At 46.9% G+C, this 12,386-nt stretch carries 7 protein-coding genes and 3 pseudogenes; 7 read left to right on the top strand and 3 right to left on the bottom strand.

The window, feature by feature from the left end:
* Positions 1-133: 133 nt before the first annotated feature.
* Positions 134-472: pseudogene (locus KQX66_RS06815) on the top strand (nuclease-related domain-containing protein); the annotation flags it as partial.
* A gap of 40 nt (positions 473-512) precedes the next feature.
* Here the strand turns inward: KQX66_RS06815 and KQX66_RS06810 are convergent.
* Positions 513-1,657, bottom strand: a protein-coding gene (locus KQX66_RS06810; RefSeq protein WP_216791295.1) for an IS3 family transposase whose coding sequence is annotated in 2 segments (ribosomal slippage) — positions 513-1,384 and positions 1,384-1,657 — 1,146 coding nt in all. Because the reading frame shifts where the segments join, the coding sequence is not laid out codon by codon here.
* 97 nt (positions 1,658-1,754) lie between these two features.
* Between KQX66_RS06810 and KQX66_RS06805 the strand changes: the two are divergent.
* The 6 genes and pseudogenes from KQX66_RS06805 to KQX66_RS06780 form a co-directional block, all read left to right on the top strand.
* A pseudogene (locus KQX66_RS06805) lies at positions 1,755-3,332 on the top strand (DEAD/DEAH box helicase); the annotation flags it as partial.
* 574 nt (positions 3,333-3,906) lie between these two features.
* The gene (locus KQX66_RS06800; protein WP_216791293.1) at positions 3,907-5,079 is read left to right on the top strand and encodes a hypothetical protein; all 1,173 of its coding nucleotides are present in this window, start codon (positions 3,907-3,909) and stop codon (positions 5,077-5,079) included.
* 62 nt (positions 5,080-5,141) lie between these two features.
* On the top strand, positions 5,142-5,564 hold the full coding sequence (locus KQX66_RS06795; protein WP_216791291.1) for a hypothetical protein: 423 nt from the start codon (positions 5,142-5,144) through the stop codon (positions 5,562-5,564).
* A gap of 198 nt (positions 5,565-5,762) precedes the next feature.
* Positions 5,763-6,583: pseudogene (locus KQX66_RS38680) on the top strand (transposase); the annotation flags it as partial.
* Positions 6,584-6,961: 378 nt separating this feature from the next.
* Entirely contained in the window at positions 6,962-7,633 is a 672-nt protein-coding gene (catA, locus tag KQX66_RS06785; protein ID WP_216791287.1) for a type A chloramphenicol O-acetyltransferase, read from the top strand.
* A gap of 403 nt (positions 7,634-8,036) precedes the next feature.
* The gene (locus KQX66_RS06780; RefSeq protein WP_216791285.1) at positions 8,037-10,124 is read left to right on the top strand and encodes a TerD family protein; all 2,088 of its coding nucleotides are present in this window, start codon (positions 8,037-8,039) and stop codon (positions 10,122-10,124) included.
* Between the two features lie 163 nt (positions 10,125-10,287).
* Here the strand turns inward: KQX66_RS06780 and KQX66_RS06775 are convergent, their stop codons facing one another.
* The gene (locus KQX66_RS06775) at positions 10,288-11,601 is read right to left on the bottom strand and encodes an MFS transporter (protein ID WP_216791283.1); all 1,314 of its coding nucleotides are present in this window, start codon (positions 11,599-11,601) and stop codon (positions 10,288-10,290) included.
* Positions 11,602-11,615: 14 nt separating this feature from the next.
* A complete protein-coding gene (locus tag KQX66_RS06770) occupies positions 11,616-12,227 on the bottom strand; it encodes a TetR/AcrR family transcriptional regulator (protein ID WP_216791280.1) in 612 nt (203 codons plus the stop codon).
* Positions 12,228-12,386: the final 159 nt, after the last annotated feature.

Genomic DNA, 12,386 nt, shown 5'->3' with positions numbered 1-12,386 from the left:
CTGAATGCCAATTTCAAGTGAATCAGTCCATTAAATGGGAGAGTCGATAAAATTGTCATATTCTGTATTCATTTTGCGGCTATTTAGTACTATAATAGTACGAGTAGGTATTCCGTACTAGGAGAGACAGAATATGGCTTATATGGTGCCGGATACGATCCCAAGAAGGGCAACCGCTGGCGAACGTATTTTGTTTGAGAGTTTGAAAGATCATTTACCGAGCGACTATATCGTTTATTATGAACCTGAAATTCGGGGACGAAGGCCCGACTTTGTGATTATCGGACCTGATCTGGGTCTTGTTATCCTTGAAGTTAAGGATTATACCAAAAGTACCTTATACCAAGTGAACCATGATGAATGGACACTACGCAACACAGCCGGCGAGCTGATCACAACGAAAAGTCCGCTCAAGCAGGCTCGGGATAACGCTCGGATCATAGAAAACTACTTAAAGAAGGATAACGGACTGACCCCCGTTTGTGAGACAGGGATCAAAACACCTTACAAGTCTAAGCGGCCAGTCGCCGAAAATCTATCGGTGACTGGTTATTTAGTTTCGTTTGAATGCGAATTGAGTTATAGTAAGTAATGTAGTCTCGAACGGTCTGTTCAACGATTGCCGTCGTTGTACAGGTGAAACCTTCGAGATAGAACGTTTCAGACTTTAGCGTGGAATGAAACGATTCGATGCGGGCATTATCAGCGGGCGTCCCCTTACGGGACATGCTCATGGTAATGCCTTTTCCTTTCACGGCTTCCTGGTAGGCCCAGGACGTGTACACACTGCCTTGATCGCTATGGAGCATTGCGCCCGGTAGGTCTGGCAGTTGATTTAGCGTGTCCAGAACAAATGCCGTATCTTGCTTGTCTGCTATACTGTAAGCCACAATCTCCCCGTTAAACAAGTCTAAAATACTCGAGAGGTATAACGTTTTTCCTCCAAACGTCAAGTACGTAATATCGGTGACCAGTTTTTGCATCGGCGCATCGGCTTGAAATTGACGTTTCAGCAGGTGCTCCGCGGTGTGGGCTGGCTGTCCGGCGAGTTTACGTTTCTTTACCTTGACGCGACATTGTAGCCCTTCACGCTGCATAATCCGTTGCACACGTTTATGATTGATGGTCTGTTCCTTTCGAAGTAACGCAGTGATCTTTCGGTAGCCGTAGCGAAATTTATGCTGTTTACAGAGATTCCGAATGCGCTCTACCTCAGGTTCCGTATGCTTTGCCCCATATGCTGCTTTCCATCGATAATACGTCGCACGGGGAATCCCTAGCCATGCACAAGCTTGGGACACACTGACTTCCCCTCGAATGGACTCCATCCATGGGATCACGATTTCTGGCGACACCTCCTTTCCAGTTCCTTGTACTTTTTTAACACGTCCAGTTGTTGCTTCAGAAACCGGTTCTCAGCTTTCAATTTTTCGATTTCCGACGGATACTCAGGGCCTTTACCGTAGCTATACTGTTTACCAACAGGCTGCTCCAATCGATGACTTTCCCCACTACGATACCATCTCATCCAAGTCTTAAGTTGAGTCCTGTTTCGTATGTTCAGCTGCTCCATTACATCTTTTACTGGAATTCCTGCCAATCTCATCTCAATGGCTTTCATCTTCACTTCCATCGGGTAACTGACTCTGGTTGCCAAAGCAAAAACACCTCCAAGGTTGTCTCCATATCTTATGACATGGTCGCATTCTCTTGAAGGTGTTTTATTTTGTCTCACGTCTGGGGGTCAGTCCCATAAGAACCTCGTTCAAGAGACGGGTTTTTATTTAAAGTTTCCATACGGCTTCGGGACCGTCTTTACACGGATGAAGTAAGAGGATTTTATTAAATTGGATCTATACCGAGTGATAGAACCTCAATTTGTACTATGCAGAGATGAAATCGATCCAGATGAGGATGGGTTTTCTCCTGACATTTTAAGGGATAAGATTCATGAGATGTTCACCGTGTGGACTACCAGAAAGACCATTCTCACGGATGAAGATATTCAGGCAATTCGCTTCCACTTGTTTCCCGAAGTGCGGATCAGCGCGGAGTATAGGACTCCTATCCAACATCAGGATCAGCTGCTTCTTTCCCTGCATAACATCAAAACGATGGACCTTCATCAAGAAAATATGGCAAAGCAAATCGGCGATAAGCACCGACTCATACGGGGAGTGGCTGGCAGTGGTAAAACGCTAGTCCTTGCCAGCCGCGCTAAAATGCTGGCCAAGGCTCATCCGGATTGGAAGATTCTTGTTCTCTGTTATGGCATTCCGTTATCCCGAAGTCTGAAGCAAATGATTGAGCAAAAATTGGACGAACCGGATGACTTGATGGATTTAATCAACGCAGAAGCAACGAATCCGATCAAAGCATCGAAGATTGAGGTATTCAACTTTCATGAGTGGCTTAGAAACAGCTTGCACATGAAAGATAGCGATATCCCCGCCTTGCTTGATAAGCTGAATAAGAACGAGGCAATCGTTCCCGCTTATGATGCGATCTTGATTGATGAGGGCCAAGATTTCGAGCCTGATTGGCTGAAGCTGTTAAGTCTCTGCTTGAACCCGGATACCCAGTCTTTGCTCTTAGTTGAAGATCGCGCACAGTCGATTTTTAAAAGAAAAACAAGTCTGGCTCAGGATATCGGTCTTGATTTTCGTGGACGTTCTAAAATTCTTTCTATTAATTACCGCAATACGGCGCAGATTGTTCAATTTGCCTGGGACTTTTATCAAGAACACTCCCAGTTAAAGAACAAAGTTCAAGACGGCTCCATAGAAGGCGTAGAAATTATTCCTCCTCAATCCACGAAGAGGAAGGGTCCGGAACCGATGATTAAAGGCTTTCGGGATATTCAAGAGGAAATGAACTTTGTTTCCAAGTCGATTATCTATCTGCATCAACAGAAAAACATACCTTTTGAAGATATAGCCATTTTATATCGAGTGAAGAACAGCCATCGGATTTCCTACATCGAAGAAATTAAACATAGCCTGAACGAGCACGAATTACCCTTCACATGGATTACAGAGAATGCAGAGTCAAAACGTAATTTTATTCGCAATGAACGTACCATTAAGATATCGACCATAGATAGCGCAAAAGGTCTCGATTTCCGTGCTGTTTTTATTATCAATATCGAAAATATGCCGTTTTCGCTAGAGGAGGTTGAAGAGAGGGAAGTTTCTCTTTTCTATATTGGAATGACACGTGCCTTGGAGTGGTTGTTCTTGAGCTACAGCGGCGAATCCAAATTCACCCAATACTTGGACGAGGTTTCGAGGAAAAGAAAAGAGCAGCCATCCTCTCATAAGCAATTTGGATAATATGGAGATGAAAATAGGCACCCTTGAGGTGCCCTTTTTATAGACAGGTGCTGGATAATTGCTTTTTATCAGAATCGTAAAATAGCTATAATGGGAAAGAAACCCTTTAAGCTTTCAATTTATATCGGCTCAGTTGATAAGCGGGTAGATGTTCATCTTCACGTTTTATGAATTTCATTCGCCCCCTTATAGCTATTTTAAATTGATCTTTAAGTATCTCTGCTCCAGTGCAAGTACAGATAATCCCTCAATATTCCACTAAATTAGTCTCGTCTCTCCTCCCCCACACTTTCAGAAATAATGTCGCAGCCAACGAAGATGCTACCATATAATTTTTTTAGTTAATAATATCTATTATAATCATACAGCTATCAGAGATTTTAATAACAAAATTTGTTACTTTATACTTATATTGATTTATATCTAGATCTGATATAATCGGTAAGTGTAATGGATATATATTCCATAAAAGGATGTGATTTGTGACGGTTTTGCGCGAATGCGTCGTTCGTCCAACCTAGTCAGATTCTCAGAAATGTATGTTCAAATTAATCCTAAAGGAGAGATTGTATCGATGTTCAAAAGATTTGCAGCTCTTACTCTAGTAGGTGGGCTTTTTGTTGCAATGAGTTCAAACGCTCTTGCTACCGAAAACATAACTGGAAAAACTTCACCCGGCTCAACAATTCCTGCTGATGTAAAAGCGAAGTTGGACCGCAAAGGTGTCAAAGGAGATATCTTTATCGATGCTAGTGTTTCAGCATCAGATAAAGAAAAGCTCTCTAAAGTCATGGCAACCTTAGACAAGGAAGATCGCGAGAATGTTCTTTTCATTGATCAAGACGGGAGTGTGATTGCCAATAGATCGGAAATAGTTGAAGAGTTTAGAAAGCAAAACAAAGATAAATTCGATTCAAACGGAAAATTGAAAATGAAGGACGAAAAGCCACTTAAGGAAACAAAACCAGACGATAAATGTAAGATTGATGCTACTAATCTCATGACAATAGCTGGCACCGGTTGGAAAAACGCTGAATCTAACTGTGGAACTACTGATAGAACTGGCCCCTATCGTCGCGTTATCTCAGACAAGGGATATTCTCGTTTCCACACTAATATATATCTTCCATCTAAGGCCAGTGGCCTTTATATCAACCCTAATTCAACAAAGGGAGATACAGCTCATATTTACACAGGAGCGACTGATAAGGATGGGGATAGCATAGATATTGGGCTGCAATATAATAATCCTACCGGGAATAACTTTCCGTGGGACGATACATGGGCCATGTTCCTTCGCGGTGCAGGAAATGTCAACGTGCCAACATACGCTAACTTCCAACCGGGACAGTGGGTGGTAATGAAGTTTTATGTACCTTCCGACAATTCCGTTGCTTTAAATGTTACCGGATACGATACTACCGGGGTAATAAGATCCTCTACGATCACAGGTACAATGGGTTGGTTTAGTGACTTTAAGGCGGATGGAACAGGAATGAACATTAAAAAAGTGACATCAATGGCGCAAATCTCTCCAGATGATTTGACAACGGGATCTCAACTTGGCTCGACAACAACACCGGTAAAATGGGAAAATGGCAGAATTGGAAAGGGGAATGATTCAAATTCCCTTGCTCCGATGACAGTAGGATGGTTTTGTGGTTATAATATAAATAATGTTCTTGTTGATTTCACAGACCATAACAATGAGCATGTTGTTGTCGGGACCAGAACTTTTACCCCTTAACCATCTTAACTATCTCCAAGTAATAGGCGGTCTGTGGCCTAGCCTTGGTAGGAGTGGGTTTGATGCGATTGAAAAAACGTTATTACATCGGCCTTGCCGCACTTTTGATTCTCTCGGCACTTATCTTCTACAAGTATTACTATGTGAATCCTAACGCAGATCATAACATCGAACAAAAGGATCTATTAAATTCTTTTTACAGTGCTTTCAGAACGAAAGATTACGGGGCGATAGCGGATCTTATGTCAAATCACAATCCACAAATGGTGATTACCGTAAGGATTTGGTACGGCGAGGTAACCAGCTTTCAGATAAAAGAAATTCGGAGAACTTCTGCTACGGAGAAAAAAGCAGTGGTATCTGTAACAAGCCGCCGGAATAACGCACAGCATGTCAACACGGATTACCTTAAACTTATAAAAGGTATAGACGGTTGGAAAATTAGCTCGTATGAATCCGACCTTGATTACAAATTGCCTGGTTAGTATCCGCATATATATCGAAGTGGCAGACAAAAAAAGAGTGTCTCAAAAGCCATGTTAAATGGCTGAGGGACACCCTCTTTTTCATTTAGTGCAACAAAAAGAAACCGTTCCTTTGTAAAATGGAAGTGCGATCAACCATTGCAAAAGGAGACGGTTTCTTTGTACATTCAATATAGCATGGATTAACTTTGCTTGCCAATGGATTTAGAAGAGGACCTTCCTGCAAATCAGCTCGTTCGCGTGGTAAAGGCCGTCGTCAATCGTCTCGACGACATCTTCGACGCGGCTTACCCTAGAGGCAGATGAGATAGCTATCACCCCAAGATGCTCACCAAAATCATCATTTACGCCTGCACGCAGCGCATCTATTCTTCTGGCCAAATAGCCAAGGCCGTCCACCAAAACGTCATGTCCATGTGATTGCAGGCAGACAAAGACCAGACTTCCGCACTATCAACCGGGTTAGCTCCGAGCGAATGAAAACTGCGCTGGAGACCGTGTTTGCCGCAGTTCTTCAATTTCCGGTGGTATTACGTTTGTTTGGGGGAAGGTTGTCTTGAAGCAGAAGCCCAGCTCCAGGAGAAAGTCAGGACCTTGTTTGTCGCCATTGAGGAAGCCGAGAAGCAAGAAGAAGGAAAGCACGGGGGAAGGATCTTCTTCCTCACCTTCATAAGTATGAGACTTATGAAGCGATTTTAGGCACGAGAAACAGCTACAGCAAAACGGACCATGACGCCACGTTTATACGAATGAAAGAAGACCACATGCGAAACGACCAGCTCAAGCCGGGCTATAATGTGCAGAGCCCTTATCTCGAAAAAGTATACAAGTTACCAATCACTGTCATCGCTGATGTGGGCTATGGCGGCGAAGAGAGTTATGACTACTTGGAGCAGAACGAAGTCGAATCCATCGTCAAAGACAGCACTTATCACCACGAAAAGAGCAAGGCATGGCAAAAAGACATTAGCAAGATCGATAACTGGACCTATAACAGCGAACAAGGTACGTGGACATGCGCGGCAGGACAAACGCTCCATTTCCGCAAAGTGAGCAAGGAGAAAACGGAAAGTGGGTACGAAGGCTCTCGTGTTTACCCATTCCTCTTCATATTTTTACCGGCTGTTGACTCGACAGGGAATCTATGTAGTTTGTTGGCGGCGGTAGTGATGAATATCGGATATCAAGTCACCTTTCCGATGGTATTGAACTGGTACTTTCTATTTCAATTATTAAAACCCTTTTCCATCCATCGAATATAGGGATATACTTAGGGTATGGGCATCGAACTCCTGCATTGGGGAGCCCTAAGGCGAGGAAGGGAATGGTTATTATGAAACGAGCAAGCGAGTTAGCCTCCTAAAATACGCAATTTACTATTTTAGGAGGTTATCCAATTGAACTTTACGGTAATCGATATGGACAAATGGGAAAGACGGGCGTACTTCGAGCATTTTATAAATGTCTCCAGATGTACGTTCAGCATAACGGCCAACTTGAACATTACCCAATTGCTCCCAGTCCTTCGGGCAAAAGGTCTCAAGCTTTATCCTGCGTTTCTTTATATGGTTACAAAAACGGTAAATGCGCATCGCGAATTCCGGGTTTGTTTCAATAATGAAGGGGAGTTGGGGTGTTGGGAAAAGATGCTGCCCAGCTTTACCTTTTTTCATAAAGATGACAAAACGTTTTCTACCATGTGGACCGATTTTTCGAACGACTTCGATGTGTTTTATCAAAACTATCTGGATGATATGAACAGGTATGGCGAAGTGAAGGGCTTATCTGCAAAAGGAAATGAGCCGCCGAATACGGTTAATATTTCATGTATTCCATGGGTGAGCTTTACCGGGTTCAATCTGAATATTTATACGGATGGACGGTATTTGCTGCCGATTACGACATGTGGCAAATATTTTGAACAAGCCGGTGAAATTTTGCTGCCTGTTTCTTTGCAGGTTCATCATGCGGTTTGCGACGGATACCATGCCGGTGTTTTTATAAATGTATTGCAGGAGATGACTAATAATTGCGAGCAATGGTTACGCTCTGATCCTGTTACTTTGTAAGACGAATGACTAACATTCCAGCTACGTTAAGAGGGGCGAACCCCCTCTTTTTATTGTACCTTCCGCAACAATTTTATCTATCCCCAGCTCCCCAACCCCACTATCGTAATACTTTCACCCTGTTCGGGTACTCCAAACTATGGAATAATCATCTTCAGGAAGCGAACGCCACAAGGCGCGCAGCTTCCGGGAAAATCTCTTCAGGCTATCGCCATCCTTCCTTCTACACTCATTGGACATTAGGGTGGCGGCTCTCCTGAAGCGATTGACCACCATCAGGCTATCGCATCTCTTCCTTTTACCTAACCCTGATATTAGAGATGCGAATTTCCTGATGACGATCCATCCGTTATGGAGAGGAGGCATCCGGGCGTCGTATTTTCATACTTCCCGGAGTCTTATAATGAAAAACGTCATTTACCTGAGAAGAAACCGAAAAGTCATCGTCCAACCCGGCCGTCATGCTCTTCCCGATAAATATATGGCAACGGCCTTGAAAAATATCGAGTACCTGGGCTTTACGTTCTCCAAACCGTTAATGGAAGTCCTTCGCACCCTGTCCATCGAAGAGTTCACGGCGTTCTACCACCAGCTTGTGGCGGACTTGAAATCGCTTCTGGGAGCGAATGTGAACTTCAAGCCGATGTACCCCAATTTTCCCGAGCAAGTGATGCTGCTCAGCCAAGCCGAGCTGTATCTGCACGCCATCTATCACTACCTCACCCTCGAGCTGCCCGAGCACAAGGCCCTTGAGAGACTCCCGCTGCTGGATCAAGTGGATCTGAAAATCATCGATCTGGGAAGCGCGGAACATTTCGATCAAACGATCCGCAATCTCATCTCGGCGAACGGCTCGATTTCCGAGCAAGACAAGGAAGATATCGAGTGGGTCATCGCAGCCTACGACGATCTGGGCGCCGTGCTGCCGGACGAGATTCCTTTGAAGGAAAATGTGGGCTTTGTGGTCGGTGCGCTGCTGAAGTACAATAAGGCCGGACTTGACCTCGTCGGAAAATACGTGAAGGCGGCAACGGATGTGCTGCGCTTGGCTGTTGCACTCTCAGATGGGGATGTTAGTCTGGCGGCGAACACGAAGTTCCGCAAATTCAAGCGTGCCGAACGGCGCTTGCTTCTGGGGCTGCTGGACCGGTGCGGCAATATCGTCGAAGATATGCTGCGCTATAAGCATCGTTGGATACGTCTTGGAGAAATTTTGCACCCTGCCGAATACAAAAACCGGTATGCTCGCTGCCAAGAGGCTTTCGACATTCTCCGCAACGATAAACCGTACGAAACGTTCGGCGGAAAAGTGGAGCTTGCGCTTCGCCGGAAGGACACGCTGCTCGCGTCAGCTTTGCTGAAAACGCGCGCGGGTGAATTCGCCAGACGGTTGGATCATCTGTTGCGGCTCTCTGAAGACGCCTTGCAAGTGATTGACCAATTCGCCGAGGTCGCCGATCAGGCATCTACGCCGGTGCTGCTTCAGGTCATGGCTCATTTTAGCCATCGACAGGAAATGCGCGAGCTGCGCACCTTTTTCCCAAAAGGAAATGTGGCGAAGGCCATGGCCATTCCGAATATACTGCCGGGTATTCATCCGGATGCTTGCGAAGCGGTGGTCGACACATGCAGACGTACCTTAATCCGCCGCTTCTCGGAGCTCCCGCCGCTAGGAGACGTGTATATCGACGAAAGCTTGAAGCAGTATTTGATGCCGTTCTCGCAGCGGTCGGCCAGCAAAGCGCTGCGTACGATCGTGCGAGGCAGCCGGGTTCGGATGCCGGAGGGGGATACGATCCGCTTTTTCCTCTGGTGGAAGGAAGGGATGGTCAACGGCAAGCATACGGGGCGCGTCGATATCGACTTGTCGGCGGTGATGTATGATAAGAATTGGCAGTACGTCGAGCATATTTCGTACACGAATCTGAGGTCCGACAAATACAAAGCCGCGCATAGCGGAGATATTACATCGGCTCCCCAAGGCGCTTGTGAGTTCATCGATCTGCATATTCCCTCGATCGTCCGGTATGGCGGTCGATTCATCGTCGCCTCGCTGAATTCGTTCACAGAGCAGCCCTATTGCAACTTGCCGGAATGCTATGCCGGTTGGATGATGCGGCAGTCCCCGAAGACCGGGGAGGTATTCGAACCTTCGACCGTAGCCGATAAGATCGATCTCACCGCAGATACCCAGATCGCCATTCCGGTCATTCTGGATCTGGTGGAACGAACCGTGATCTGGACGGATTTGGCTTTGAAGAAGCATCCGTACTACTATAACAATGTCGAGGGCAATCAAAAAGGGATGGTCCTGATGGGAAAAGCCATGACCACGCTGACGAAGCTGACCCTGTATGATTTGTTCACGCTGCACGCAACGGCCAGAGGTCGCATGGTAGAGCGTGCGGACGAAGCCGAAACGGTTTTTGCGGTGGATCGAGGCGTTACGCCTTATGATATTGGCACCATCATGTCGGAATTCGTGGTTTGACAGGATGTACATTGAAACGCCTTAAGGGGCGTTTCTTTTTTACAGAACGAGGGACAACAGCATCGCATACTAGAAGCCGATGAAGCGTCAGGCGCAGATAGCCCGAATGCCGCATCGGCTTTTTCCCGTGCGCCTGCCTTGGCCGGATCACGGTCCCCGCCGCTCAGCCAGACACATCGGCTGCTCTTGCTTCCCCGGCTGCGTCTGACTCCAGCGCTTGGATTTTCTTCACCCGCCCGATCAACAGACCAAGGATGGACACCAGCAGCCCGGAAAGAACGAACAGTAAGCCGATCCCTCTGCCTTGCCCGGTCCCGATGAGCTGCCCGACCGTTTGGCTCAGCGCCCCGTCCGGAAGAAGCAGCGGGTTAAACACGTGATCCGATAAGAAGCCCGCCGACCCGAAGGCTAGGATGAAGCCCACTTGCGAGATGGCGTAAACCATGGACCATACTCTGCCCTGGTTTTCATTATCTACATTCGTCCGGATAAGCACCTCCAGACTAGTATTCACAAACGGAAGCGTGACGAAAAAGAGGAACCCGAACACGATAATCATCGCAACGGCCGGGAACAGACCCATCAAGGCATAGAATAGACCGGCCAGCGCAAGAAACAGGGAGAGGAGGAACACCTTGCTTCGTTTTAAGCCGAATACGCCGATCAGCAGGCTGCTTACCAGCATTCCGGTTGCGGATAAGGAAAGGGCGATCCCCAAGGTCCTCGAATCGGACAAGGCCAGCACCATCGGCCCGAACAGCGATTGAAGCAGCCCGATATAAAAGCAAACCATGGAGGTTAGCACAACCAGCCATAGAATTCCTTTCCGGGAGAGGAGATAGCGGAAGGAGTCGGCCAGATCCCGAAAAAAATCCCCGTTTTCCTGCTTTCGCGGGGCAGCCTCGCGCTTCGCAATCACCAGCACGGCGGCAACGGCGATCAGGAAAGTCATGATATCGAGGATGAGAACCAGCTTAATATCAAAATAACTGACAAGGAACCCGGCAATCATCGGAGAGATGAGATATTGCGCCGATCCCGCCAACTGAATAAGCCCGCTGGCTTGGGAATACAGCTCTTCCGACACCAGATCGGAGACGGCGGCTTTATACGCGGGGGTCTGAATCGCTGTGGATACCGAGCTTAAGGCGACTCCCAAATAAATGTGCCACAGGTCCACATTTCCGGACATCATGACGAACAAAATGAACAAGATACCCGCGATCGACCCGGCATCTCCCAGAATCATCATCTTCTTGCGGTCGAACCGGTCGGCAAGCACCCCGGTGAACGGAAGCATAAGAAACGACGGCAAAAAATTGAAAAGAATGATCAACGAATAGTCCATGGCCGACTGGGTCTTCTGAAACACAAAGACCCCCAGCGCAAAAGCCGTCAGTCCGCTCCCGATCGCCGAGAAGAGCTGCCCCGCCCAAACGATAAGAAATTTTCGAAACGCTGCGTCCCGGATGTTCATTTCCGCACCCCCGCCTAAATAAATGAAAAGGAGCCCCGCTTCGCGCCTAAGGACCTCTCGATCATCGCCTGCATGGACTTAAGCCGTCTCGTCTGCTCCTCTTGATTCCAGTGGAAGAGGCCGGACTCCAGCAGAAATTGCGACCCCGCAAGAAGAAATTGGACGGTTTCCAGCGGATACTCCACATCAAACAGGGCTTCTTGTTTGCCTTGTTCGATAACTTGGGCCAATACCGGCGAAATTTTCACGATAATTTCGATGTTAACCCGCTCGTGAAGCTCCCGGTTCTCGGGCCGGTGCAGCCCTTCCATCAACTCGCTTTCGTTGACCGCAAGCTGATGCTGTCCCCGCAGCATCTGGCGCAGCTTATCCATCACGCCCATCGCAGGGTTGTCAGCGATTTGTTGATAGGCTTCGCAAAGCTGGTCGACCAGTTCGTGAACAAGCGCATCCAGAATTTGTTCCTTCGATTTAAAGTAGTAATAAAAAGTCCCTTTCGCCACGCCGACCTTCTGGATGATCGCCTCCACGGTTGTGCTCGCATAGCCGTGATGTCGAAACAGTTCACCGGCCACCGTCAGAATCTCTTGTCGCCGCGTCTTCGGATCTTTAACAATTCGTTTCATACGAATACCTCCTATAGACTGACCGTCAGTCTATAGGTTATACTACCATATGACTGACCGTCGGTCTATAGAGATTTTAGGAGCTGTTTTCCAATTATCGCATCCTTCTTACGAAAAAGGATCGGTTGTCCCGCTGTCGAATCTATATTCATCATCTTG

Origin of the sequence: Paenibacillus oleatilyticus, from assembly GCF_018998565.1 — a bacterium.
Classification (GTDB): Bacteria; Bacillota; Bacilli; order Paenibacillales; family NBRC-103111; genus Paenibacillus_G; species Paenibacillus_G oleatilyticus.
This window is presented reverse-complemented; position numbering and strand designations above follow the sequence as displayed.

Coding starts and splice junctions, on each gene's coding strand:
- KQX66_RS06800 (WP_216791293.1), top strand. CDS start 3,907: ATGTTCAAAAGATTTGCAGCTCTTACTCTAGTAGGTGGGCTTTTTGTT.
- KQX66_RS06795 (WP_216791291.1), top strand. CDS start 5,142: ATGCGATTGAAAAAACGTTATTACATCGGCCTTGCCGCACTTTTGATT.
- KQX66_RS06780 (WP_216791285.1), top strand. CDS start 8,037: ATGAAAAACGTCATTTACCTGAGAAGAAACCGAAAAGTCATCGTCCAA.
- KQX66_RS06775 (WP_216791283.1), bottom strand. CDS start 11,601: ATGAACATCCGGGACGCAGCGTTTCGAAAATTTCTTATCGTTTGGGCG.
- KQX66_RS06770 (WP_216791280.1), bottom strand. CDS start 12,227: ATGAAACGAATTGTTAAAGATCCGAAGACGCGGCGACAAGAGATTCTG.